The organism is Curtobacterium sp. VKM Ac-2861 (assembly GCF_013204965.1).
GTDB lineage: Bacteria > Actinomycetota > Actinomycetes > Actinomycetales > Microbacteriaceae > Curtobacterium.
Window position 1 is genome coordinate 68,723 of record NZ_JABMLA010000008.1, and the last position, 24,238, is coordinate 92,960.

Consider the following 24,238-nt stretch of genomic DNA (forward strand, 5'->3'; position numbering starts at 1 on the left):
AGACCATTAGCCGATGCTGTCAAGCCCGCCACGGCACTTGCGTCGTGCGGCGGCGGACGGGAGGCCCGTGGCGGGCCCGCACCGGGCCTCCCGTCCGCTCGTCGGTCGCCGTCAGTGCACCGTGTCCAGCGCGTCCGACAGGTCCAGGGACCAGACGGCGACCCCGGTCAGGCCGAGCCGCTCGGCGAGGGCCACGCGCTCGCGCAGCGACCGCGCATCGGACCACCAGAGCACCTCGCCGCTGGGCAGGGTCGCCGTCCACTCGCCCGCTGTCGCGTTCCAGGTCGGGGTGACGCCGGCCTTCCGGACGCGACGACGGGCCTGGTCGTCGGACAGCTGCCCCGCCGGTCGCGGCCCCTTCCAGTGGTAGCCGTACCCGGCGACGCCGAGCACGATCTGGTCGGCGGGCGCGAGGGTGGCGAGCGCCCTGGCGGACTTCGACGCCCAGGGCAACGACCCGACCGGCCCCGGTGCGTCCGGCTCCCACGGGCCGTGCTGGTCGTAGGCCATCAGTGTGAGGTGGTCCAGCGGAGCGCGGAGTGCCCGGACGTCGTACCCCATGCGCGCGTACCCGGCCGCGGTCGTCGACGCCGACAGGGCGATGTCGAGCCGGACGTCGTCGCCGACCGCCGCACGGAGCTCCCGCGCGAAGGCCGTCAACCCCGCCGTGTCGGCCGCGGTCAACGCCTCGAGGTCGATCATGACCGAGTCCCACCCGCCGGATCGCACGTCGGTCGCGAGCGTGCGGACGACGTGGGACCGGTTGGCGGGGGACCGGAGCATCCTCCGGGCGATCGGCTCGCTGAAGTCGCCGTCGGCGTAGTTGCTGACGAGCAGCTGCGCCTCGAGCCCGCTGGCGTGCGCCCGGTTGCGTTGTGTCCTCGCCTCGAGGGAGGGGGTGCTGACGCGCGTGCCGGTCCGGCTCAGCAGCAGCCCGTCGACGCCGACGACGTCCATCGCCGATGCGTTGCCGTCGATCAGCGCGGGGTCCGCCCCCTCTGGTTGGAAGCCCGTGACGTCGAACCAGTCGGGGGTGCCGGACTCGGCGTTCGCGGGGCCCGTGCAGCCGGTCAGGACGAGGCCCGCGGTCAGGACAGCGGCGAGGAGGACGGAACGCGGCCGGGTGATCACGCTCCGAGTGTGTCAGGCCCGAGCAGTCGCCGCGTCGACCGGTGTGCTGAACTGCTCGACCAGCGTCCGCTTCAGGACCTTGCCGCTCGGTCCGAGGGGCAGGGCGTCGACCACGTGCACGACCCGCGGGAACTTGTACGCCGCGATCTCGTCGGACACGAAGTGGACGAGCTCGTCGGGGCTGACGGTCGCACCGGCACGGAGCACCACGGCGGCCTCGATCTCCTGGCCGTGCAGCTCGTGCGGGACGCCGAAGACCGCCGCCATGGTGACGTCCGGGTGCGTCGCCAGCACCTCTTCGACCTGCCGCGGGTACACGTTGTAGCCGTTGCGGATGATCATGTCCTTCGTGCGGTCGACGATCGTCAGGAACCCGTCGTCGTCCTTCGTGCCGAGGTCGCCGGTGCGGAACCACCCGTCGACGATCGCCGCGTCGGTGTCCTCCGGCCGGTCCAGGTACCCGTTCATCAGGTTGTGCCCGCGGATGACGAGCTCGCCGATCTCGCCGTGCGGCAGCAGCACGATCGCGTCGGGCGTGGCCGGGTCAGCGATCTCGACGTCGACACCCCACACCGGCGTCCCGATCGTTCCCGGTCGGGGCGCGCGGCCGACGTGGTTGAAGGTGGCCACGGGCGACGTCTCGGTCAGGCCGTAGCCCTCGTGGATCGGCGCGTCGAACACGGACTGGAACCGCTCGAGGACGGCCAACGGCAACGACGCCCCGCCCGAGATCGCGTAGCGGAGGTCCGGGCGGGCGTCGTTGCGGGTCGCGGCGTCGAGCAGTGCCATGTACATCGTCGGCACCCCCATGAAGATCTCGCAGCCGTGCTCGACCATCGCCGACAGTGCTGCGTCGCCGTCGAACTTCGGGAGCATCACGATGGTGGCGCCGGCGCGGAACCCGGTGTTCATCGTGCAGGTCTGACCGAACGTGTGGAACAGCGGGAGTGCCCCGAGCAGGACGTCGCCGCGGTGCATGTCGAAGGTGCTCATCAGGTTCGTGTTGACCTGTTCGAGCAGGGCGAAGTGCGAGCCCTCTGCACCCTTCGGCTTGCCGGTGGTCCCGCTCGTGTACAGGATCGTCGCGGTGTCGAAGGGGTCGCGGGGGACGTAGGTGTCGAGGGGTTCGGCTGCCGCGGCCAGGGCCTCGAGGCGGTCCGGGCCGTCGTGGCCGTCGTGGCCGTCGTGGCCGTCGCGGTCGGCCGGCGCGAGGACCGTGATGACGTCGACGCCGGCGAGCTCGGCACCGGCCGCGCCCTCGGCGAGCAGCGGAGCGGCGCAGACGAGCAGCATGGCGCCGCTGTCCTGCAGCAGGTACTCGATCTCGCGCCGCTTGAGCAGCGCGTGGACCGGGACGACGACGGCGCCGAGTGCGAGGGTGGCGTAGTAGACGCGGGCGAAGTCCGCGACGTTCGGCACGAGCATCGCCACGCGCGATCCCTCGGTGACCCCGCGGGCCCGGAGCGCTCCGGCGTAGGCGAGGGTCTCGGACCACAGCTCGGCGTAGGTGGTGCGGTGGTCGCCGACGATCACGGCGACGTCGTCCGGGTACCGCGCGGCGGACTCGGCCAGGATCGCGGCGACCGAGGCGGTGGCTCGGGTCGGTCTGGGGGTGCCGTGGTGAGCGGCGGTGGTGGGCTCGGTGCGCGTCATTCCGGTCTCCGTCTTCGGTGACGAGTGGTTCCCCGGATCATACGTCCGGCCGCCGGTCAGAACGTCGTGCGCTCCTCGAACACCGACATGATCATGGCAGCACCGAGCCGCGCGCTCCGGGCGGGCTTCGCCGAGCCCTGCACGGCTGACTCCACCCGGGCTCCCTCGACCAGCAGCGACAGGGTCTCGGCGATGTGCGCCGGCATGTCCGCACGGGTGCACAGCAACGTGAGGTGGCTCTCGACGTCGCGGAAGTGCTCGGCTGCGAGCGCGGCGATCTCCGGGTCCTGCCGTCCGAGCTCGGCGTGTCCGTTGATGAACGCGCAGCCGCGCCACCCCTCGTCCGCGAAGCACTCCTCGAGGTAGTTGAAGATGCCGAGGATCTCGTCGCGGGGATCCGCTGAGGTGGTGGCGATGTGGTCCAGGGCTCGACGCCACGCGCCGTGCCAGCGTCGCAGGACCGCCACCACGAGCGCCTGCTTGGACGGGTAGGCCGCCGTCAGCTCGTCCACGCTCATGCCCGCGCGCGCGGCGACGTCCTCGAAGCGCACCGGGATCACGCCGTGTGCCGTGAAGAGGTCGTCGGCGGCCTTGGATGCGGTGCGCTGCGCGGTCGTCTCGACGGCCGGGGGCGTGAGTGTGAGGAGCGTCATGGGGAAGTGTGGATCACCCTATCGATCGGTTCGGACGGCGGTCGAGAGCTCAGGATGCGAAGAAGTCCGCGTAGGACGGGTCGGCGTGACCCATGTGCGCACTGAGACGGGCCTGCACGATCTCGTCGAGGTCGGCGGGCGGGGTCAAGCCCCGTCGGCGCCACTCGACCGGGTTGCTGCGCAGCTGCTCGAGCGTGCTCTGGTCAAGCATCGTGGCGTTCCTGTTCTGCGAAGAGTGCGGTCATGTCGATGGCCTGGGTGCGGACGTCCTCGAACGTGGATCCCTCGCGGATCACGCGGAGAGTCCGAGCACGGCGGCGGCGGACGCGAGGACGCTCACCGAGACGATGCCGGTGCTCACCGCGGCGATCTGCAGCGTGCGCTGTCGCTGGGCGTCCCGCAGTTCGCTGAAGCTGCCGCGGTGGCGGTTGCGTCGGCCGGACGCCGACGTCGCTTCGAATGCCTGCTTGGGTGCGCTGATCGGGTGGACCGGAGTTGCGGTCACGGCGGTCATGTCGTCCTCGTGTTCTCCTGAGCGGCCCGTTGCCGCTGGATGACACGACCGTACGAGCAGCGGGGTCGTCGGTGCGCGCCAGGACCGATGACTCGACGGATCGCGGATGTCGGGAGCGGCCCGGCGGTCGAAATCCGGACATCGTCCCGTCGCCAGGAGCATCCGGTCCACGCGACGACGATCGTCGGTAGCGCTTCTCGGACAGCGACACGGACGACGCGTGTCCGTTCGGTCACACTGCTCTCGGTGAACCGATGACAGACGAACGAGCTCGCGTGCAGGACGACGTCCGGTCCGCCGACGTCGACGAAGCACGCGACTTCCTGGTCGGGGCGTACGACGCCTCCGAGTGGCGCGCCGAGACGACCGCGCAGCCCTTCACCTTCCGGTACTCGGCGGTCGGCGACTCGACGATGACGCTGCGCGCGATCCGGTTCGACGGGCACCTCGACGGCGTCATGACGCCGTCGGACGACTTCGTCGTGCAGTGGATCACCCGGGGTACCGGCTTCATCGGCGAGGGTGACGACCGCCTCGTGAGCGCCGTGGGCCGGCCGCAGCTGTGGCCGCAGGACGGCGCCGCGTTCACGTACCAGGACTACGACCAGCGTCTCGTGCAGATCAACCGGGCATCGCTCGAGGAGGTCGCCGGCGAGCGCGGCGCGGCGTCGGGCGGCGTGCAGCTCGACCACACCGTGCAACCCGACGACCGGGCCGTGACGATGTGGCGGAACACCGTCAAGCTCATCTCGCACACGGTGCTCGACCGGCAGGTCTCACCGCTGCTGCAGGCGGAGATGGGCCGGCTGGGGGCGCTGGCGCTGCTCGAGCTGTACCCGGTCGTCTCGGCCACGCTGCCGGACGAACTGCTGCTCCCGCGCAACGCGCACATCCGCCGGGCCGTCGAGTACGTGCACGAGCACGCCCACCTGCCGATCACGAGCACCGACCTGGCCGAGGTGGCCTCCCTGAGCCTGCGTGCCCTGCAGCAGGCGTTCCAGCGGCAGCTCGGGGTGAGCCCGAACGGCTACCTGCGCGGGGTCCGTCTCGACCGGGTGCGCGACGAGCTCGTGCACGCCGACCCGGCGGGGACGAGCATCGCCGACGTCGCCCGGCAGTGGGGGTTCGCCCACGCTGGTCGGTTCTCGGCCGCCTACCTCGAGCGCCACGGCGAGTACCCCCGGGACACGATGCGGCGGGCGTGACACCCCGACGGCCATGATGGGTGCGTGCTCGACGACGACACCCACCGCCACCGACTGGACGCGGTCCTTCGTGCCGTCGGGAGCTCGGACGACCAGGCCGAACGGCTGCTGGGCGGATCCGTGAACCACACGTACCGGGTGCGGCGAGCGGTCGGTGCCGACGTCGTCGTGCGGTTCCCCGTCGACGCCCTGCGCTCGGACGAGTTCCCCGTCGAGGCGTGGGCCGCGCGAGCGGCTGCCGCAGCGGGCATCGAGGTCCCTCGGCCCCTCGACCACGGCATCCAGGACGGCGTCCCCTTCATCGTGTCCGAGTACGTCGAACCCGACCCGCGGCCGATCGATCACCCCTGGACGTGGCTCGGGTCATCCGCCCGCACCGTCGCCTCGATCGACCTGGGCGAGGCGCCGGCGTCGCTGTTCACCCGCTTCGGCACCGACCTGGCTCGGGCGTGGTCGGCGCACCTGGCCTACAACAGCGCAGCGCTCATCGCGGACGATCCACTCCGCCGGGACGGCGCCTACACCTCGGCCGGCGCGCTCCGGAGGCACTTCGAGCGGCTGGCCGCGGAGCACTTCGCGTTCGGACTCGCACACGGTGACCTGGCACCGCGGAACCTGATCGCACGGGGACCGGGTCGTGCGCCCGTGCTCATCGACTGGGGTGCTGCCGAGACCGGTCCGTCACCGTGGACCGACGCTCGTCGGGTGTTCGAGTGGGCGTTCGTCGACGAGACGATCTCGCGGGCCGAGTACGACGAGTTCACCGCCGCCGCAGGGCTGGCCAGCCCGGCTGACCACGCGACCCTGGCGTCGCTCACCGCGCTGCACCTCGTCGACGTGACCCGGTGGGCGCGGGAGCAGCGACCGGACCTGTACGCCGAGTACGTCGACCGGTGCCGGGTCGGTCTCGAGCGCGTCGAGCGTTTCGATCGGATCGAGCGCGCTTCGGGGGAGTGAGCGGCGAGCGAACGCGGCGGCCCGGGGGCGTCGGTCACGCCCCGAGCAGGCCGCACCGCCGCAGGATCTCGTCGACGACCGCCGACAGCGGCCGGGTCGCGTCGATCGGCGTGCCGGGAGGCGTGTCCGCACCGGACGCGTGGAGCTGACGGACCAGGGCCCGCTCGGCCGTGCGGCCCCGCCCCGCCCACTCGTCGCCGGCGCGCGCGTCGAGTCGGTCGTCGAGCGTCGCTGCGTCGACGGTCAGGACGAAGACCTCGTCGAACAGGTCGAGGAACGCCCCGACGTTCCGGGATCCGCCACAGAAGAAGGTCACCGGTTCCGAGCGGTCCGCCGCCCGCTCCCGGACCAGCTCGGCGTTCCAGAGGTGGTGGGCGTGCACGTCGAGGCCGGACAGACCGTCGACGGCGGCGCCGGTGCGCGGATCTCCCTGGTACGCGAGTTCGCGGTCTCCGTTCACCGCCGGGAAGCCGCGCCGGCGCAACTCGAGGCAGACGGCCGTCTTCCCGGTGCCGGAGACGCCCTCCACGAGGTGGTTCCTGACGCCCATGCGTGGCACGCTACGCGGCCGTCGCCGTCACGCCCGTGCGCGCAGGAACGCCACCTGCCGTTCCCAGTGCCGGAAGCCGCCACCCTCGTGCCCGTTGTACGGGTAGACCTCGATCTGACGGTCGGCCAGCGCGTACGTGTCGTCCGCCCCGAGTGCGTTGAAGGCGGCGAAGGTCGTGCGCGGCGGCACGACGTCGTCCATCAGGGCCACGGAGAACAGCGCCGGGGCGGTGATGCCGGCGGCGTGGTTCACCCCGTCGAAGTACGCCGCGGTGTCCCACACCGTGTCGGCTGCGTCGCGGTGCACGGACAGGTAGGTCGCGAGCTCCAGGTACGGGCCCCCGACGGCGATGTCGGTGCCGCCCTCCCAGTCGCACAGGAACGCGACGTCGGGCAGCACCGCGGTGATCGGTCCGACGTGGGCCTCGACCAGGGCAGCTGCGGCGATGGCGATGCCCCCGCCCTGGCTGCCGCCGGTCAGGGCGATGCGTGACGGGTCGACACCGGGCAGCGTCCGCACGGCATCCACCAGGCGGACGGCGTCGGTGTACACCCGGCGGTAGTAGTGGTCCGCGGGGGAGCCGATGCCGCTCGTCATCCACCCGCTCGCGTGCGGTCCGGAGCCGTGCGGGTCGGGGGTGTCGCCGCCGGCCCACCCGCTGCCCTGGCCACGGGTGTCCATGACGACGTGCACGTACCCGGCGAGGGCCCAGTGCACGCGTTCGCCGGGGCGCCCGCGGCCGCCGCCGTAGCCGAGGAACTCGACCACGACGGGCAGCGCCGTGTCACGACCGGCCAGCGGTCGCGAGACCCAGGCGCGCACCGGATCGCCGGCGAACCCCGGGAACGTCAGGTCCTCGACGACGAGTCCGGTCACGGGGGTGTCGGCCGGAGCGAGGGCGGGAGCCGTCCCCGCTCCGGCTGCCCGGGCCGCGGTGATCGTGTCCGCCCAGAACGCGTCGAAGTCGGCCGGTCGCCGGACCTCGGATCGGTGTCGACGGAGTTCGTCGAGCGGGAGGTCGGTGCGTGCCATGGGTCTCCTCGGTCAGCGCGCCGCGGCGCGGTACTGCTCCAGCACCTCGGGGTGCGGGTCCGCCGGCACGGTCGTCGTCGCGATGTCCCACGACGGCAGCGCGCCGGTCAACGCCCAGGCTGCCTGACGCGCGGCCCCGGACGCCACGTACTCGCCGGGTTCCGGGATGAGCACGTCGCGCCCGAACACCTGCGCCGCGACGGTCCGGACGGCCTCGTTCCGCGCGGCCCCGCCGATGAGCAGCAGTCGCGACACGGTCACGCCGGTCCCCTCGACCGCGGCGAGCCCGTCGGCCAGGGCACAGAGCATGCCCTCCACCGCGGCGCGCGCGAGGTGCGGTCGGTCGGTCGTGCCCGGGGTCATCCCGAGCAGTGACGCGGTCGCGTCCGGCCGGTTGGGCGTGCGCTCGCCGACGAAGTACGGCACCAGCACGAGGCCGTCGGCCCCGGCCGGCGCCTGCAGCGCCAGCTCGCCGAGCGCGTCGTGGTCCACGCCGAGCAGGCCGCCGATCACCTCGAGCACGCGGGCTGCGTTGAGCGTCGTGACGATCGGGAGGCGCGACCCGGTCCCGTCGGCGAAGCCCGCCACGGTCCCGCTCGGGTCCAGGACCTCGGTCGCGGTGACGCCGAAGACGGTCCCGCTGGTCCCCAGGGACACCGCGATGTCCCCGGGAGCGAGTCCGAGTCCGAGCGCCGCACCGGCGTTGTCGCCGAGTCCGGCGGCCACGACCAGTCCGGACGGTGCGACCGCGCCGTTCGGCAGTGCCACGTCGACGTCGAGCGTCCCCATCGCCTCGTCGTGGGCGACCACGCGCGGTACGACGACCGCGGACGTGTCGGCGGAACCAGGTTCCGGACGCAGCACCGCGGAATCGCGTGGTTCGGTGTCCGGAACCTGGTTCCGGGCGGGGGAATCGACACCGCCGGCGACGCGCATCGGGCGACCGAGCGCGAGTTCGAACAGCTCCGGGTCGTACTCCCGGCGCACCGGGTCCCAGTAGGCGGTGCCGCTGGCGTCCGAGGCGTCGGTGGCGAGTGCGTCGAGGTCGGGGCCGAGCGGACTCTCGTCGGCCGGGCCGTACCCGCGCAGCCGCCACGACAACCAGTCGTGGGGGAGCGCGACGGCTGCGACGCGGCCGGCGTTGTCCGGCTCGGCGTCGCGGAGCCACCGCAGCTTGGTACCCGTGAACGATGCCACCGGGACCAGTCCCGTCCGGGCGACCCAGGCCTCCCGTCCGATCTCCTCGACCATCTGCGCGGCCGCATCCGCACTGCGCACGTCGTTCCAGAGCAGGGCGTCGCGGACCACGTGACCGTCGGCGTCGAGCGCGACCATGCCGTGCTGCTGCCCGGCGATCGCGACGGCGCCGACGTCGGTGAGCCCGCCGGCGTCCGCGACCGCGGTGCCGAGGGCGTCCCACCAGCGGCGGGGATCGACGGACGTGCCGTCCGGGTGGGCGGCACGTCCCTCACGGACGACGGCACCCGTCGCCGCGTCGCGGATCGTGACCTTGCAGGACTGGGTCGACGAGTCGACGCCGGCGACGAGCTGTGTCATCCCCGCAGCCTGTCAGCGCGCGCCGAGCAGGTGCTCGATGGCGAGCTGCTGCAACCGGACGAAGCCGAAGCCCTTGCCGCCGAAGTACGCGTCGGCGTCGAAGTCCTCGTAGGCCGAGCGGTCGGACAGGAAGGCGTCGTAGGACTCGCCGTCGTTCAGGGTCGGCGTGCTGAGCTCCCCGACCTTCGAGGCCTCGAGCGCGGCCTGCACCTCGGGGTCGGCGCGGAAGGCCTGCGCGCGCTCCTTGAGGAGCAGGTACATGCGCATGTTCGCGGCCGCCGAGTCCCAGACGCCCGTGATGTCCTCGGTGCGGCTCGGCTTGTAGTCGAAGTGGCGCGGGCCGTCGTAGGCCTGGCCGCCCTGCGGCGAACCGTGTTCGAGCAGGTCGACGAGCGAGAACGCGTTCTGCAGGTCGCCGTGGCCGAACACCAGGTCCTGGTCGTACTTGATGCCGCGCTGACCGTTGAGGTCGATGTGGAAGAGCTTGCCCTGGTAGAGCGCCTGGGCGATGCCGGCCGTGAAGTTCAGGCCCGCCATCTGCTCGTGGCCGACCTCGGGGTTGATGCCGAACAGCTCGGGGCGCTCGAGGGTCTCGGTGAAGGCGATCGCGTGGCCGAGGGTCGGCAGCAGGATGTCGCCGCGGGGCTCGTTCGGCTTCGGCTCGATGGCGAAGCGGATGCCGTAGCCCTTGTCGGTGACGTAGTCGGCGAGCAGGTTGACGGCCTCGCGGTAGCGCTCGAGTGCGGCCTGCACGTCCTTCGCGCTGTCGTACTCGGAGCCTTCGCGGCCGCCCCACATCACGAACGTCGACGCACCGAGCTCGGCGGCGAGGTCGATGTTGCGCAGGACCTTGCGGAGTGCGAAGCGGCGGACCTGCCGGTCGTTCGAGGTGAAGCCGCCGTCCTTGAACACGGGTGCGGAGAACAGGTTCGTCGTCACCATCGGCACGATGAGGCCGGTGGAGTCGAGCGCACCCTTGAGGCGGTCGATCTTCGTCTGCCGCTCGGCGTCGGTCGAGCCGAACGCGAACAGGTCGTCGTCGTGGAAGGTCAGGCCGTAGGCGCCGAGCTCGTCGAGCTTCTCGACCGCCTCGACCACGTCGAGGGCCGGACGGGTCGGCCCGCCGAAGGGGTCGGAGCCGTTGTAGCCGATGGTCCAGAGACCGAAGGAGAACTTGTCTGCACGGGTGGGCGTCGTTGCCATGGTGGTCACCGTTCGTCGTCGAAACAAAATGTTGCCGCGCCCAACATAAGCGGTAGTGTTGGCTGTGGCAAGGACGTGATCGCAAAGGAGCGAGCGGATGGCAAGTGTTTCGACGGCGCAGCAACGACTGCGGATCGCCATGGTGGGGCACGGCTTCATGGGAGCCGCACACTCACAGGCGTGGCGGACCGCCCCCAGGTTCTTCGACCTCGGGGTCGAGCCCGAGATGGCGGTCATCGTCGGGCGCGACCCGGAACGCACCGAGGCCGCTCGCGTGCAGTACGGATGGCAGGCTGCGTCGACCGACTGGCGCGCCGTCGTGGCCGACCCGGACATCGACGTCGTCGACATCGTGTCGCCCGGATCGTCGCACGTCGAGATCGCGATCGCCGCGCTCGAGGCCGGCAAGCACGTCCTGTGCGAGAAGCCGCTTGCCAACACCGTCGAACAGGCCGAGGCGATGACCGCCGCTGCCGCAGCCGCCCGGGCGCACGGGGTCCGCGCCATGGTCGGGTTCAGCTACCGCCGGGTGCCGGCCATCGCCTTCGCCCGACAGCTCGTGCAGGACGGCCGGATCGGCACCGTGCGCCAGGTCCGCGCGCTCTACCTGCAGGACTGGCTCGCCGACGAGGACGGCCCGATGACCTGGCGCCTCGACAAGGAGCTCGCCGGTTCGGGGGCGCTCGGAGACATCGGCGCGCACGCGATCGACCTCGTCGAGCACGTCACCGGCGCCGAGCTCACCCGGGTGTCGGGTCTGCTCGAGACCTTCGTGACCGAGCGCCCCCTGCTCGCCGACGGCGTCGGACTCTCCGGCACGGCGTCGAGCGAGCGCGGGCAGGTCACCGTCGACGATGCCGCGTTCTTCACCGCCCGACTCGGCGGCGGTGCGGCCGACGGCGCGATCGGCACGTTCGAGGCCACGCGCTACGCCACCGGCCGGAAGAACGGCCTGACGCTCGAGATCAGCGGGTCCGAGGGTGCGATCCAGTTCGACCTCGAGTCCATGAACGAACTGCGGTTGTACGAGTCGTCGGCACCCGCGGGAGAGCAGGGCTTCCGCCGCATCCTGGTCACCGAACCCGAGCACCCCTACATGGCGGCGTGGTGGCCGACCGGACACCTCATCGGGTACGAGCACACCTTCAGCCACCAGGTGAAGGACTTCGTCGAGGCGATCGTGGCCGGCACCGACCCGTCGCCCTCGTTCGAGGACGGCCTGCACGTGCAGCGGGTGCTCGACGCCGTCGAACGCAGTGCCGCCGACGGCAGCAGCTGGACGGTGACCGCGTGACCGCCGCCGACGGCACACGCCAGGCGCTCGTCGTCCGCGGGGGCTGGGACGGCCACCAGCCCGTCGAGACCACCGACCTGTTCGTCCCGTTCCTGCGTGACAACGGGTTCGCGGTCCGGGTGTCGGACTCGACGGCCGTCTACGCCGACGAGTCCGTCATGGCCGAGGCCGACCTGATCGTGCAGGTCGTCACCATGTCGACCATCGCCGACGACGAGTTCGCCGGGCTGCAGCGCGCGGTGCTGAACGGCGCCGGACTGGCCGGCTGGCACGGCGGGATCGCGGACGCCTTCCGGAACACCGCCGACTACCTGCACATGGTCGGCGGCCAGTTCGCCCACCACGCCGGCAAGCACCCCGACGAGCGCGTCGGGGAGCAGTCCGACAACTACATCCCGTACACGGTGCACCTCACCGACCTCGGACGATCGCACCCGATCACGCAGGGCATCGAGGACTTCGACCTCGTCACCGAGCAGTACTGGGTGCTGTCCGACGAGTACAACGACGTCCTCGCGACCACCACGCAGGAAGCGCGCGACTTCGACGCCTGGAACCGTCCGGTCACCGCACCGGCGATCTGGACACGGCAGTGGGGCGAGGGCCGCGTGTTCGTCTCCGCGCCCGGGCACCACCTCGAGGTCGTCGAGTCGCAGCCACTCCGCACCATCATCGAGAGGGGCCTCCTGTGGGCAGCACGGTGAACGAACCCGTCCTCCGCGTCGGGGTGGTGGGCGTCGGCGTGATCAGCCAGCAGTACTTCGAACACTTCCCGTCCCTGCCCGGACTGTCGCTCGTCGCGGTCGCCGACCTCGACGTCGACCGGGCGCAGGCGGTCGGTGCCGCGCAGGGCGTGCGCGGCACGAGCGTCGACGAGCTGCTCGCGGCCGACGACGTCGACGTGGTGCTTAACCTCACGATCCCCGCCGCCCACGCCGACGTCGCGACCCGGGCGCTCGCCGCGGGCAAGCACGTCTACGGCGAGAAGCCCCTGGCGATGTCCACGGCCGAGGCCGAACCGGTGCTCGAGGCCGCCCGAGCCGCGGGCCTGCGGGTCGGCAGCGCCCCGGACACCGTGCTCGGCACCGGCATCCAGACCGCGCGGGCCGCCCTCGACGACGGCCTGATCGGCACCCCGGTCGGAGCCGCCGTCGCCTGGAGCGCCCCCGGCCACGAACTCTGGCACCCGGCACCCGCGTTCTACTACCAGCCCGGTGGCGGCCCGCTGCTCGACATGGGCCCCTACTACCTGACCAGCCTCGTCACGTTCTTCGGACCGGTCGTCCGGGTGAGCGGCAGTGCCACCCGCTCCACCCGCGAGCGGACCATCGCGACCGGACCGAACGCCGGCACGTCGATCCCGGTCGACATCGACACCCACGTGGTCGCGATCCTCGAGCACGAGAACGGCGTCGTCTCGACCGTCACGGTCTCGTTCGAGGTGTGGGCGACCCGCGCACCGCTCTTCGAGGTGTACGGCACGGCCGGCACCCTCGGTGTGCCGGACCCGAACCGGTTCTCGGACCCGGTGTCGATCGCGACGGCGGACGACCGCGAGTGGCGCGAGCTGCCGGTCTCCGCCGGGTACGCCGACGCCGGACGCGGCTACGGGCTCGCCGACCTGGCGCACGCGATCACCACGGACCGTCCGCACCGGGCCTCGGGCGACCTCGCGTTCCACGTGCTCGAGGTCATGGAGGCCGTCTCGGCCGCGGCCCGCGACCACACGGTCGTCGACGTGCGCTCGCGCGTCGACCGCCCCGCCACCGTCCCCGCGGGGTCCGACCCCGGGTCGTGGTGACAGCCCTCGAACACAGCACGGACCCCGACCACCGCACGGAAGGACGACGACGATGACGACGACGGACGCGAGCGACCAGGCGGAGCCGACCCGGGCCTCCCGGCCGGTCACGCTGTTCACCGGACAGTGGGCCGACCTGCCCTTCGAAGAGGTCGCCCGGCTCGCCGGCGACTGGGGGTACGACGGACTCGAGATCGCCTGCTGGGGCGACCACCTGGACTTCCGGCGCGCCGCGACGGACCCGGCGTACGTCGCCGAGCGGCAGGCGATCCTGGAACGCAACGGGCTGCAGGTCTGGACCATCGCGAACCACCTGGTCGGCCAGGCCGTGTGCGATGACCCCATCGACCAGCGGCACGAGGACATCCTGCCGCCGCACGTCTGGGGCGACGGCGAGGCCGAAGGTGTCCGACAGCGTGCCGCCGAGGAACTGCAGTGGACCGCACGCGCCGCAGCGGCACTCGGGGTCGACACCGTCACCGGGTTCTCCGGTTCGTCGATCTGGAAGACCGTCGCGGGCTTCCCGCCGGTCCCGCCGAGCATGATCGACGCCGGGTACCAGGACTTCCACGACCGGTGGTCGCCGATCATCGACGTGTTCGAGGAGGTCGGGGTCCGCTTCGCGCTCGAGGTGCACCCGTCCGAGATCGCCTACGACTACTGGACCGCCAAGCGCACGCTCGAGCTCTTCGCGGACCGGCCGGCGTTCGGGTTCAACTTCGACCCCTCGCACTTCGTCTGGCAGGACCTCGACCCCGCCGCGTTCCTGCTCGACTTCGCCGACCGGGTCTACCACGTGCACTGCAAGGAGTCGGTGAAGCAGCTCGACGGGCGCAACGGCCGGCTCGGGTCGCACCTGCCGTGGGGCGACCCCCGCCGCGGCTGGGACTTCGTGACCGCCGGACACGGTGACGTGCCGTGGGAGCGCGTGTTCCGCGTGCTGAACCACATCGGGTACACCGGCCCGACCAGCGTCGAGTGGGAGGACGCCGGCATGGACCGACTCGTCGGAGGACCCGAGGCGCTGGCGTTCGTGCGGCAGCTCGGCACGATCGCGCCGCCGTCGGCCTCGTTCGACGCCGCGTTCTCGCAGTCGCGGTGACCGGCGGTTCCGGGCGTACCTGCCGGATCCGGGCGTACCTGGTCGTTCGTTTCGACCAGGTGTGCCCGATCCCGCTTCCCATCGCGGGCGTTCTGGGAAGGACCGAACACGCGAGGATGGGCCAGCACACACGGAGCACGACCGAGAGGACCCGATGGCTCGCCTGACAGCGGCACCCGTCGTCGCGCAGACCCCGACACGCGGCAACGCTGCGCGCGTCCTCCGCCTGGTGCACGAGGACGGTCCCATCACCCGCGCCGAGATCACCCGACGCACCGGACTCAACCGGTCGACCACGCTCACGCTCGTCGGTGAACTGGTGGAGCGCGGACTCGTGCACGAGGACGTCCCTGCAACGGGAGGCGCGACCGGCGGCACGGGAGGCACGACGAGCGGCGCGACCGCAGGCGTCGGCCGTCCGAGTCCCGTCGTCCGCGCCGTGGCTGAGGTGGTCGCCGTCGCCGTCACGGTCGAGGTGGACGCCGTCACCGTCGCGTTGGTCGGGCTCGACGGCAGCGTGCGCGACCGTGCGGTGGCGTCGAGTCGCTCGGCCCCGACCGCTGCCCAGGCAGTCGAGACCATCGCCGGACTCCTGGACGAGCTGGTCGCCGGGGACGCCGCACCCGCCCGGATCGCCGGCATCGGCGTCGCCGTGCCCGGGACCGTACGGGTCGAGGACGGCGTGGTCCGCTCCGCGCCCCACCTGGGCTGGCACGACGAACCGATCGCCCGTCCCCTCGCCGAGCGCACCGGCCTGCCGGTCCGTGCGACGAACGACGCGAACTCCGGTGCCTGGGCGGAGCGCCTGTACGGCAGCGGCCGCGGAGTCGACGACCTGATCTACCTCAACGGCGGCGCGAGCGGTATCGGCGGCGGTGTCATCAGCGCCGCCCGACCCCTCAGCGGCGCGGACGGCTACGCCGGCGAGCTCGGCCACACGTTCGTCGCGGCGAACGGTGTCCGCTGCCACTGCGGGGCCGTCGGGTGCCTCGAGACCGAGGCCTCGCGCGACGCCCTCGTCGCGGCGGCCGGTGTCGCCCCGGACGACCCGTCCGCGCTCGCCGCGGTGCTCGCGCAACGCCGACCCGAGGTCGAGCGGGTGGTCGACCGCCAGGTCACCGCTCTCGCGACCGCACTCCGCAACGCGATCCACACCGTCAACCCCGAGGTGGTCGTCCTCGGCGGGTTCCTCGGGGTGCTGCTCGAGCACGTCGGCGACCGCATCGAGGTCGAGGTCCGCGCCCAGTCGATGGCCGCCGTGACCGAACGGCTGCGGATCGCTCCGGCGGCGCTCGGTGCCGACGTGCTGCTCCGCGGCGCCGCCGAACTCGGGTTCCGCGACCTGCTGCGAGACCCGACGGCAGCCCGGCTCGTCCCGAGGCCAGCTCCAGCCGACTCCACCTCCACACACACGTCCGACCGCTCCACCACCCCCACGCCGGATCACTCCACCACCCCCACGTCCGACCGCGACGCCGCGGCCGAGGAAGCGAGAACCCCATGACCTCCATCCAGCGCCAGCGCACCAGCGTGCTGCTCGGGACCCAGGACCTGACCGTCGAGGACCGCCCCGTGCCCGAGGTCGAGCCGGGCGACGTGCTCGTCCGGGTCGCCGCCGTCGGGGTGTGCGGCTCCGACGTGCACTACTACCGCCACGGCCGCATCGGGGACTTCGTCGTCGAGGAGCCCCTCGTCCTCGGCCACGAGCTGTCCGGCACGATCACCGCCGTCGGCGCGGGCGTCGACCCCGCCCGTGTGGGGGAGCGCGTCGCCGTCGAACCGCAGCGCCCGTGCCACCGCTGTGCGCAGTGCCTGGCCGGCCGCTACAACCTCTGCCCGCACATGCGCTTCTACGCGACCCCGCCGGTCGACGGCGCCTTCGCCGAGTTCGTCACGATCGAGGCCGAGTTCGCCCACGTCCTGCCCGACTCCGTCTCGTTCGAGGCCGGTGCCCTGCTCGAACCGTTGTCCGTCGGCATCGCCGCGGTCCGCAAGGCCGGCATCGTCCCCGGCTCCTCGGTGCTCATCGCCGGTGCCGGTCCGATCGGGATCATCTGCGCCCAGGCGGCGCGGGCCTTCGGCGCCACCCGGATCGTCATCAGTGACCTGGTCCCCGAGCGCCGGGAGCGTGCGTTGCAGTACGGCGCCACCGAGGTCGTCGACCCGACCGTGGTGTCCGTCGCCTCGGACATCGCCCCGGTCGACGCGTTCATCGACGCCAGTGGTGCTCCCCGAGCCGTGTCCGACGGCATCAAGGCCGTCGGACCGGCGGGCGCCGCAGTGCTCGTCGGGCTCGGCAACTCCGAGATGACCCTGCCCGTCGAGCACATCCAGAACCTCGAGGTCACGGTCACCGGGATCTTCCGCTACACCGGCACGTGGCCCGTCGCGATCGGCCTGGTCGCCTCCGGGCAGATCGACCTCGACTCGCTCGTGACGGGTCGGTTCGGCCTCGACGAGGTCCGCGAGGCACTCGAGAGCGACACCGACCCGGAGTCCCTCAAGTCGGTCGTCTACCCCGGCGGCGTGCCCGCCTGAGCGCGCACGGTGCGCGGTTCGCCGCCCCGTGCCGCGTTGCGTGCCACGTGCGGGGTTACGACCGGACACGGTGCGCGGAAGCTCGCACGGGGTGACGGCGCGCGCACGGTGCGGACGGGAGGCCCGTGGCCAGGCCGCCACGCGCCTCCCGTCCGCTACGTGACCCGGAACGGGGCCACCGGTGCGTCACCGGGACGCGCTACGGTTCGCGCATGACCGCTTCACCGGCCGCCGTCGTGCCGCAGCGCACCGACCGGCGCGCGCTCGTGTCCTGGGCGCTGTGGGACTGGGGGTCCGCGGCGTTCAACGCCGTCGTCACCACGTTCGTGTTCAGCACGTACCTGGCCAGCCGGGCGTTCGTCGACCCGGCGAAGGTGGCGGACACGTCCGCCGCGGGCACGGCGTTGGTGGAACGCGAACTCGCCCACAACGCCGCGGTGGTCTCCACGGCCCTGACGATCGCCGGCATCGTCGTCGCGCTCGTGGCCCCGGCGATCGGGCGTCTGGCGGACTCGTCCGGGCACCGCCGCCGGTCCGTGCTCATCGCCACGATCGGCATCGTGCTGTCCATCGGCGGCATGGTCTTCGTCGCACCGAGCCAGCCGTACCTCGTGCTCGGGGCGGCGCTGCTCGGCATCGGCACGGTCGCGTACGAGATCGCGAGCGTGGGCTACAACGCCATGATCGGGCAGGTCGCGTCGGGGGAGCGCACCGGACGGGTGTCCGCGATCGGGTGGGCCGCCGGGTACTTCGGCGGCATCGTGCTGCTCGTGCTGCTGCTCGTGCTCTGCATCCAGGACTTCCGCGGCGACGGCGTCGTCGGCGGACTCCTGCAGCTGCCGGCCACCGTCGCGACCGGGCAGTGGGACGTCCGCGTCGCCATCGGCATCGCCGCCGTGTGGCTCGCGGTCAGCTCGATCCCGCTCTTCGTCGTCGTGCCCGAGGCCGCGCCCGACCACCGGCACACCGGCGGTGTGCTCGGTGCCTACCGCGACCTGGGTCGCGACATCGCCCGCCTCTGGCGCGAACGGCGGAACGTGCTCGCGTTCCTGGTCGCCAGCGCGGTGTTCCGCGACGGCGTCGGCGCGGTGTTCACCTTCGGCGGCATCATCGCGGCGCAGGTGTTCGGGTTCAGCGCCTCGCAGGTCATCCTGTTCGCCATCGCCGCGAACGTCGTCGCCGGCGTCGCCACCTTCGTGTCCGGACGGCTCGACGACCGCTTCGGCTCGCGCGCGCTCATCATGGTGTCGCTGATCGGCCTCGCTGCCTGCGGGCTCGGCGTCCTGGCGGTCGGTACTCGGACGGAGTGGTTCTGGGTGCTGGGGCTGACCCTGGCGTTGTTCGTCGGACCGGTGCAGTCGTCGTCGCGGGCGTACCTGGCGCGGCTGGCGACCCCCGGCCGCGAGGGCGAGCTCTTCGGCCTCTACGCCACCACCGGCCGGGCGGCGTCGTTCCTGGCGCCGGCACTGTTCGGTGTCGCGGTGACGGTCGGCGGCTCGACGCGTTTCGGGATCCTCGGGATCGTGGTGGTGCTCGTCGTGGGGCTGGTGCTCATGGCGTTCGTGAAGGCCGAGCCGCGGGTGGTGCGCGCGTAGGTGTCGGCGTGTGGGTGTAGCTGGTCGTTTCGGGCGTAGCTGGTCGTTTGTTCTGCCCAGGTACGCCCGATCCCGCTTTCCATCCCGAGGTCGATGGGAAGGAACGTCACCGGTGCGGTTGTGCGCACGGTTCTGCACAGGGCCGCGGTTCCACCGGACTCCGCAGCGCGGGTGCGCCAGGATGGACCCATGACCGACCAGCGCATCGCCGTCGTCGTCCTCGCCGCCGGGCAGGGCACGCGCATGAAGTCGTCCACCCCCAAGGTGCTGCACCGGCTCGCCGGGCTGCCGCTCATCGCGCACGTGCTGCGGACGGCGTCGTCCCTCGGGCCGGAGCACGTGGCCGTGGTCGTGCGGCACGAGCGTGACCTGGTCGCAGCGGAGATCACCGAGCGTGCGCCCGACGCCATCATCGTCGACCAGGACGACGTCCCCGGCACCGGCCGCGCGGTCGAGGTCGCGGTCCAGTCGCTGCCGGCGGACTTCGACGGAGCCGTCGTGGTGCTCTCCGGCGACGTCCCGTTGCTCGACGCGGCGTCGCTCCGCCTGCTCGTCGACGCCCACGCCGGAGGAGGAAACGGTGCGACCTTCGTCAGTGCGATCGCCCCGGACCCGACCGGCCTCGGACGGATCGTACGGGATGCTGACGGCGCGTTCGTCGGTGTCGTCGAGCACAAGGACGCGACCGCCGAACAGCTGGCCATCGCCGAGGCGAACGCGGGCATCTACGCATTCGACGTGACGCGCCTCCGGGCGGTCCTGCCGTCGCTCACCACGGCGAACGCGCAGGGCGAGAAGTACATCACCGACGCCCCCGCGCTGATCAGTGCGCGAGGCGGGCGCATCGACGTGGTCACCCTGACGGACCCGTGGCTCGTCGCCGGCATCAACGACCGCGCGCAGCTGTCCGACGCCGCTCGCGAGCTCAACGCCCGCATCGTCCGCCGGCACCAGCTCGCCGGCGTCACCGTGCAGGACCCGGCCACCACCTGGATCGACCTCGACGTCTCGATCGAAGCGGATGCCGAGGTCCTGCCCGGCACCCAGCTCCTCGGCGCGACCGCCATCGCCGCGGGTGCCGTCGTCGGGCCGGACACCACGCTGCGCGACACCGAGGTCGGCTCGGGCGCGACGGTGAACCGGGTCGACGCCACCCTCGCCGTCATCGGTGACGGTGCCTCGGTGGGGCCGTTCGCGTACCTGCGTCCGGGCACGATCCTGGGCGACCAGGGCAAGATCGGCAGCTTCGTCGAGACGAAGAACGCGAAGATCGGGCGCGGCAGCAAGGTCCCGCACCTGTCGTACATCGGCGACGCCGAGGTGGGCGAGGACTCGAACATCGGTGCGAACACGATCACCGCGAACTACGACGGCGTGCACAAGCACCGCACCGAGGTCGGCTCGCACGTTCGTACAGGCTCGCACAACGTGTTCGTCGCCCCGGTTAGGATTGGTGACGGTGCGTACACGGGTGCCGGAACGACGGTCCGCAAGGACGTCCCGGCCGGATCGCTCGCGATCAGCTACGCCCCACAGCGCAACACCGACGGATGGGTCGAGGAACACCGACCCGGCACACCGGCGGCCGAGGCTGCTCGGCACGCGAACGGCGAATAGATCCTGGCGACCACCGGTCGTCGACATCGACCCCACACGGGTCAGGGAGTGAGCACCGCACTTGTCCGGAATCAAGACAACCGGCCAGAAACGACTCGTCCTCGTCTCGGGGCGAGCACACCCGGCGCTCTCCGCCGAGATCGCAGAGGAACTCGGTGTCGACCTGGTCCCCACCGATGCCCGGACCTTCGCGAACGGTGAGCTGTACGTCCGGTTCGACGAGTCGGTCCGCGGGTGCGACGCGTTCGTCATCCAGTCGCACACGGCGCCGATCAACGAGTGGCTCATGGAGCAGCTCATCATCGTCGACGCGCTGAAGCGGGCCTCGGCCAAGCGCATCACCGTCGTCGCGCCGTTCTACCCGTACGCCCGTCAGGACAAGAAGGGCCGCGGCCGCGAGCCGATCTCGGCCCGCCTGGTCGCCGACCTGTTCAAGGCCGCGGGCGCGCACCGCATCATGAGCGTCGACCTGCACGCGGCCCAGATCCAGGGCTTCTTCGACGGCCCGGTGGACCACCTCTTCGCCATGCCGGTGTTGCTCGAGCACTTCCGCGAGATCCTCGACCCGTCGATGCTGACGGTCGTGTCTCCCGACATGGGGCGCGTCCGCGTCGCCGACATCTGGTCCGAGAAGCTCGGTGCACCCCTCGCCATCATCCACAAGCGTCGCGACCCGCTGGTCCCGAACCAGGTCACGGTCCACGAGATCGTCGGCGACGTCTCCGGCCGCTGGTGCCTGCTCGTCGACGACCTGATCGACACCGGGCGCACGATCGCCAAGGCAGCTGAGGCGTTGAAGGCTGCCGGCGCGATCGGCGTCGTCGTCGCCGCGACCCACGCCGTGTTCTCCGACCCGGCCACCGAGCTGCTGCAGAGCGAGTTCATCGACCGTGTCGTCGTCACCGACACCCTGCCGGTGCCCGTCGAGAAGCGCTGGGACCGTCTCGAGATCCTGCCGATCGCCCCGCTCCTGGCCCGCGCCATCCACGAGGTCTTCGACGACGGGTCCGTCACGTCGATGTTCGACGGCGCAGCGTAGCGGAGCCGTCGAACCATGGGCACAGCCGGCGGCGCCTCACCGTCTCGTCGACGTGACGTGTCTGCGGACCGTTGCTGACCCATCCCGCGCGTGACGCCCTCGCGGCCCGGCTTCGGGCCGCGGGGAGCGTCTTCGCCGAGGACGAAGCCGACCTGCTCCTCGAAGCAGGCGACGGTGAACCAGTCCGGCTGCGTTCCCTGGTCCAGCGTCGCCTCGCCGGTGAGCCGCTCGAGTACGTCCTCGGCTGGGCCGCCTTCGACGGACACCGCATCCGGGTGACCTCCGGGGTGTTCGTCCCGCGTGCCCGGACGACCGTCGTCGTCGAGCAGGCTGCCCGTCGTTTGCAGCGCTACGACCGCGTGGTCGACCTGTGCTGCGGCGCCGGTGCGATCTCGGTGGCGTTGTTCGGCCGGGTCGGCGCGCTCGACCTCTTGGCCGCGGACATCGACCCGGACGCCGTCGACGTCGCGGCCGAGAACATCGGCGACCGCGGGATCGTCGTCGCCGGCGACCTGTTCGCGCCGCTGCCGGACCGGTTCCGCGGTGCCGTCGACGTCATCGCGGTGAACGCCCCCTACGTCCCGACGGCGTCGATCGCGATGATGCCGGTCGAAGCGCGGGAGCACGAGCACCGCGTCGCGCTCGACGGTGGGGTGGACGGCCTCGACCTGCACCGGCGGATCGCCGCGGGAGCGGGGGAGTGGCTGCGCCCCGGTGGTTCGGTCGTGATCGAGGTGTCGGGGGCGCAGGCAGATGCGTCGGTCGCGGCGTTCGTGTCCGTCGGGTTCACGGCCGTGGTCGAGCAGGACGACGAGGTCGACGGCACCTGCGTCGTCGCGACGCTCCCCGCCTGACCCGACGAGCCCGAGCCGCACGAGTTCGACCCGCACGGGCTCGACCCGCACGGGCTCGACCCGCACGGGCTCGACCCGCGCGAGTTCGGCCGGCGCTTGGTTCGCCGACCGGTCGCGACACGCCGCTCAGTTCCGTCGAGGTCGCACAGATGGTCGTTCGAACGCTCGACATGCCGAGATCTCGGAACCTCGGCGACCAGCGGACGGCGTGCCGCACGGCCTCACCCGACGCCCCCGACGCGCGCCGGCCAGCGCTACTTCGCGTCGACCGTCACCGACGCCCAACCCGAGGCCCCGTTCGGCGCGGGCGGCCGCTCGACGCTCGTCTGCACCTCGCCGTCGGCGCTCACGGCACGGACCTCGATCCGGTGCGAGCCCGCGGTCGGCGTCCACCGCAGCACCCACTGGCGCCAGGTGTCCGCGGACACCGACTCGGCGAGTTCCGCCTGCTGCCACGCACCCGAGCCGACCCGGACCTGCACGGCCTTCACCCCGGTGTGCGGCTGCCAGGCGACCCCGGCGATGGCGACCTGCTCGCCGACGGTCACGGTCGTCCCGTTCCGTGGGGTGTCGATGCGCGACTCGAGCTTCACGGGCCCGCGTTCCGACCATCCGCGCGGCGTCCAGTAGCCCTGCGCATCGGCGAAGCGCGTGACCTCCATCTCGGTCACCCACTTCGTCGCCGACACGTACCCGAACAGCCCGGGCACGACCATCCGCGCCGGGAACCCGTGCTCGGTCGGCAGCGGTTCGCCGTTCATGCCGATGGCGAGCAGCGCGTCGGTGCCCTCGTCCTGCAGGACGTCCAACGGCGTCCCGGCGGTGAACCCGTCGATGCTGCGGGAGAGCACCATGTCGGCGTCCCCGGTCGGCTTCGCGCGGGCCAGCAGCTCCCGGATCGGGTACCCGAGCCAGAGCGCGTTGCCGATCAGGTCGCCGCCGACCTCGTTGGACACGCAGCTCAGGGTGGCCATGTGCTCTTCGAGCGGCAGGGCCAGCAGCTCGTCCCACGTCAGCGTGACCTCGTTCTCGACGGCGCCGTGGATGCGAAGGCTCCAGTCGGCCGGGTCGATCGAGGGGACACGCAGCGCGGTGTCGATCCGGTAGAAGTCGGCGTTCGGTGTGACGTACGGCGTGATCCCGTCGACGTCGAGCGAGGCGCCGCCCGGCACGGCCGGTGCGGGTGTCGCCGCCGCGGGCAGGCGCACGGCTCGTCGGGCAGCGGCGACCGCCTGCATCGCGGACGACCCCACCCGGGAGGCCGTGCCCACCACGACCGCGACCGCTGCGGTCGCGACACCCCAGACCAGGAACGCGCGGCGCTCGGTCGAGGCAGGTCGCGGTGACGCCGACGGGACGGCCGCTGCGGCCTCCCAGCGCCGGAGCCGACGGAGCAGCAGTCGCAGGGTGATCACGGCGGCTGCCACGCCGAACACGGTGGGAGCGCCGTCGAACGTGCCGCTGCCGGAACGGGTGCTCACCGCGATGAGCGCGAGCACGCCACCGACGGCGAAGACGAGTGCCCCGAAGGGCGGCCGAGCGCGCTCGAGGACCCCGGCCCCGGCGCTGATCGCGGCGACGATGACGGTCATGAGCGCGAACAGTGCGACCTTGTCGCCGGTGCCGAACAGGGCGACCATCAGGTTCTTGGCCCCGGCCGGTGCGAGGTCGATCACGGCGGACCCGACGGCCACCAACGGGCTGCCGGCACCACCGAGGAGCAGCGCCCCGAACTCCGCGATCCCGAGGAAGGCGGCGGCGGCCACGAGACCGACGGCCGCAGCGAGGACCGCGGGCCGGCGGAGCGGGGCTCCGGCCGGGTGTTCGTCCGTCGATGGGTCGTCCGGCGTCGGGACGTCCGTGGTGCGTTCGGTGGTCACCGCCCGAGCGTAGGTCGCCCGGCCGCTCGTCGGCTGTGCGTGCGGTTCCCCGGGCGTTCACCG

22 protein-coding genes are annotated in these 24,238 nt (G+C 72.1%); 12 read left to right on the forward strand and 10 right to left on the reverse strand.

Annotation, left to right across the window (positions count from 1 at the left end; all coding sequences use genetic code 11):
* Positions 1-111: 111 nt before the first annotated feature.
* From HQQ88_RS17830 to HQQ88_RS17850, 5 genes are all read right to left on the reverse strand, one after another.
* The gene (locus tag HQQ88_RS17830; RefSeq protein WP_173170675.1) at positions 112-1,131 is read right to left on the reverse strand and encodes a glycosyl hydrolase family 18 protein; all 1,020 of its coding nucleotides are present in this window, start codon (positions 1,129-1,131) and stop codon (positions 112-114) included.
* A 12-nt stretch (positions 1,132-1,143) separates the two neighbouring features.
* Complete coding sequence (locus HQQ88_RS17835; RefSeq protein WP_173170677.1) at positions 1,144-2,784, reverse strand: long-chain fatty acid--CoA ligase; 1,641 nt, start codon at positions 2,782-2,784, stop codon at positions 1,144-1,146.
* Positions 2,785-2,840: 56 nt separating this feature from the next.
* Complete coding sequence (locus tag HQQ88_RS17840) at positions 2,841-3,437, reverse strand: TetR family transcriptional regulator (protein ID WP_173170679.1); 597 nt, start codon at positions 3,435-3,437, stop codon at positions 2,841-2,843.
* Positions 3,438-3,486: 49 nt separating this feature from the next.
* A complete protein-coding gene (locus HQQ88_RS17845) occupies positions 3,487-3,648 on the reverse strand; it encodes a hypothetical protein (RefSeq protein WP_159573320.1) in 162 nt (53 codons plus the stop codon).
* 81 nt (positions 3,649-3,729) lie between these two features.
* The gene (locus HQQ88_RS17850) at positions 3,730-3,951 is read right to left on the reverse strand and encodes a hypothetical protein (protein WP_173170681.1); all 222 of its coding nucleotides are present in this window, start codon (positions 3,949-3,951) and stop codon (positions 3,730-3,732) included.
* A 254-nt stretch (positions 3,952-4,205) separates the two neighbouring features.
* On the opposite strand from HQQ88_RS17850, the gene HQQ88_RS17855 reads away from it, so the two are divergent.
* Entirely contained in the window at positions 4,206-5,156 is a 951-nt protein-coding gene (locus HQQ88_RS17855) for a helix-turn-helix domain-containing protein (protein WP_111084859.1), read from the forward strand.
* Between the two features lie 24 nt (positions 5,157-5,180).
* Positions 5,181-6,113 (forward strand): aminoglycoside phosphotransferase family protein, encoded by a 933-nt coding sequence (locus HQQ88_RS17860; protein ID WP_173170683.1) that lies wholly within the window; start codon positions 5,181-5,183, stop codon positions 6,111-6,113.
* A gap of 34 nt (positions 6,114-6,147) precedes the next feature.
* Here HQQ88_RS17860 and HQQ88_RS17865 read toward each other — a convergent pair whose 3' ends face one another.
* From HQQ88_RS17865 to xylA, 4 genes are read right to left on the reverse strand one after another with little or no spacing between them, the layout of a single operon-like run.
* Positions 6,148-6,663: a nucleoside kinase gene (locus HQQ88_RS17865; protein ID WP_123939079.1), complete on the reverse strand. Its 516-nt coding sequence runs from the start codon at positions 6,661-6,663 to the stop codon at positions 6,148-6,150.
* A gap of 27 nt (positions 6,664-6,690) precedes the next feature.
* Entirely contained in the window at positions 6,691-7,695 is a 1,005-nt protein-coding gene (locus tag HQQ88_RS17870) for an acetylxylan esterase (RefSeq protein ID WP_173170684.1), read from the reverse strand.
* A 12-nt stretch (positions 7,696-7,707) separates the two neighbouring features.
* The gene (locus HQQ88_RS17875; protein WP_173170686.1) at positions 7,708-9,252 is read right to left on the reverse strand and encodes an FGGY family carbohydrate kinase; all 1,545 of its coding nucleotides are present in this window, start codon (positions 9,250-9,252) and stop codon (positions 7,708-7,710) included.
* A gap of 12 nt (positions 9,253-9,264) precedes the next feature.
* On the reverse strand, positions 9,265-10,455 hold the full coding sequence (gene xylA / locus HQQ88_RS17880) for a xylose isomerase (protein WP_173170688.1): 1,191 nt from the start codon (positions 10,453-10,455) through the stop codon (positions 9,265-9,267).
* A 97-nt stretch (positions 10,456-10,552) separates the two neighbouring features.
* Between xylA and HQQ88_RS17885 the strand changes: the two genes are divergently transcribed.
* The 10 genes from HQQ88_RS17885 (at position 10,553) to HQQ88_RS17930 (ending at position 22,295) form a co-directional block, all read left to right on the forward strand.
* The gene (locus tag HQQ88_RS17885; protein WP_243649839.1) at positions 10,553-11,749 is read left to right on the forward strand and encodes a Gfo/Idh/MocA family protein; all 1,197 of its coding nucleotides are present in this window, start codon (positions 10,553-10,555) and stop codon (positions 11,747-11,749) included.
* Entirely contained in the window at positions 11,746-12,453 is a 708-nt protein-coding gene (locus tag HQQ88_RS17890) for a ThuA domain-containing protein (RefSeq protein WP_173170690.1), read from the forward strand. The genes HQQ88_RS17885 and HQQ88_RS17890 overlap by 4 nt, the downstream gene beginning before the upstream one ends.
* Positions 12,450-13,550 carry a Gfo/Idh/MocA family protein gene (locus HQQ88_RS17895; protein WP_173170692.1) on the forward strand — a complete coding sequence of 367 codons (1,101 nt, stop codon included), beginning with the start codon at positions 12,450-12,452 and terminating at the stop codon, positions 13,548-13,550. Before HQQ88_RS17890 ends, HQQ88_RS17895 begins: the two co-directional genes overlap by 4 nt.
* Before the next feature lie 52 nt (positions 13,551-13,602).
* Entirely contained in the window at positions 13,603-14,652 is a 1,050-nt protein-coding gene (locus HQQ88_RS17900; protein ID WP_173170694.1) for a sugar phosphate isomerase/epimerase family protein, read from the forward strand.
* A 154-nt stretch (positions 14,653-14,806) separates the two neighbouring features.
* Positions 14,807-16,156, forward strand: coding sequence for an ROK family transcriptional regulator (locus HQQ88_RS17905; RefSeq protein WP_173170696.1), 1,350 nt, complete (start codon positions 14,807-14,809; stop codon positions 16,154-16,156).
* Positions 16,153-17,190 carry an NAD(P)-dependent alcohol dehydrogenase gene (locus HQQ88_RS17910; protein ID WP_123294705.1) on the forward strand — a complete coding sequence of 346 codons (1,038 nt, stop codon included), beginning with the start codon at positions 16,153-16,155 and terminating at the stop codon, positions 17,188-17,190. Before HQQ88_RS17905 ends, HQQ88_RS17910 begins: the two co-directional genes overlap by 4 nt.
* Positions 17,191-17,402: 212 nt before the next feature.
* Positions 17,403-18,785 (forward strand): MFS transporter, encoded by a 1,383-nt coding sequence (locus tag HQQ88_RS17915; protein ID WP_173170698.1) that lies wholly within the window; start codon positions 17,403-17,405, stop codon positions 18,783-18,785.
* Between the two features lie 189 nt (positions 18,786-18,974).
* Entirely contained in the window at positions 18,975-20,402 is a 1,428-nt protein-coding gene (glmU, locus tag HQQ88_RS17920; RefSeq protein WP_173170700.1) for a bifunctional UDP-N-acetylglucosamine diphosphorylase/glucosamine-1-phosphate N-acetyltransferase GlmU, read from the forward strand.
* A gap of 61 nt (positions 20,403-20,463) precedes the next feature.
* On the forward strand, positions 20,464-21,441 hold the full coding sequence (locus HQQ88_RS17925) for a ribose-phosphate diphosphokinase (RefSeq protein ID WP_123294708.1): 978 nt from the start codon (positions 20,464-20,466) through the stop codon (positions 21,439-21,441).
* Between the two features lie 71 nt (positions 21,442-21,512).
* Positions 21,513-22,295, forward strand: a complete 783-nt coding sequence (locus tag HQQ88_RS17930; protein WP_173170702.1) for a putative protein N(5)-glutamine methyltransferase — start codon at positions 21,513-21,515, stop codon at positions 22,293-22,295.
* Positions 22,296-22,549: 254 nt separating this feature from the next.
* On the opposite strand, the gene HQQ88_RS17935 is transcribed toward HQQ88_RS17930, so the two are convergent.
* Positions 22,550-24,175, reverse strand: coding sequence for a molybdopterin-dependent oxidoreductase (locus HQQ88_RS17935; RefSeq protein WP_173170705.1), 1,626 nt, complete (start codon positions 24,173-24,175; stop codon positions 22,550-22,552).
* Positions 24,176-24,238: the final 63 nt, after the last annotated feature.

Coding starts and splice junctions, on each gene's coding strand:
- HQQ88_RS17835 (WP_173170677.1), bottom strand. CDS start 2,784: ATGACGCGCACCGAGCCCACCACCGCCGCTCACCACGGCACCCCCAGA.
- HQQ88_RS17840 (WP_173170679.1), bottom strand. CDS start 3,437: ATGACGCTCCTCACACTCACGCCCCCGGCCGTCGAGACGACCGCGCAG.
- HQQ88_RS17845 (WP_159573320.1), bottom strand. CDS start 3,648: ATGCTTGACCAGAGCACGCTCGAGCAGCTGCGCAGCAACCCGGTCGAG.
- HQQ88_RS17850 (WP_173170681.1), bottom strand. CDS start 3,951: ATGACCGCCGTGACCGCAACTCCGGTCCACCCGATCAGCGCACCCAAG.
- HQQ88_RS17855 (WP_111084859.1), top strand. CDS start 4,206: ATGACAGACGAACGAGCTCGCGTGCAGGACGACGTCCGGTCCGCCGAC.
- HQQ88_RS17865 (WP_123939079.1), bottom strand. CDS start 6,663: ATGGGCGTCAGGAACCACCTCGTGGAGGGCGTCTCCGGCACCGGGAAG.
- HQQ88_RS17870 (WP_173170684.1), bottom strand. CDS start 7,695: ATGGCACGCACCGACCTCCCGCTCGACGAACTCCGTCGACACCGATCC.
- HQQ88_RS17875 (WP_173170686.1), bottom strand. CDS start 9,252: ATGACACAGCTCGTCGCCGGCGTCGACTCGTCGACCCAGTCCTGCAAG.
- xylA (WP_173170688.1), bottom strand. CDS start 10,455: ATGGCAACGACGCCCACCCGTGCAGACAAGTTCTCCTTCGGTCTCTGG.
- HQQ88_RS17885 (WP_243649839.1), top strand. CDS start 10,553: ATGGCAAGTGTTTCGACGGCGCAGCAACGACTGCGGATCGCCATGGTG.
- HQQ88_RS17900 (WP_173170694.1), top strand. CDS start 13,603: ATGACGACGACGGACGCGAGCGACCAGGCGGAGCCGACCCGGGCCTCC.
- HQQ88_RS17905 (WP_173170696.1), top strand. CDS start 14,807: ATGGCTCGCCTGACAGCGGCACCCGTCGTCGCGCAGACCCCGACACGC.
- HQQ88_RS17910 (WP_123294705.1), top strand. CDS start 16,153: ATGACCTCCATCCAGCGCCAGCGCACCAGCGTGCTGCTCGGGACCCAG.
- HQQ88_RS17915 (WP_173170698.1), top strand. CDS start 17,403: ATGACCGCTTCACCGGCCGCCGTCGTGCCGCAGCGCACCGACCGGCGC.
- glmU (WP_173170700.1), top strand. CDS start 18,975: ATGACCGACCAGCGCATCGCCGTCGTCGTCCTCGCCGCCGGGCAGGGC.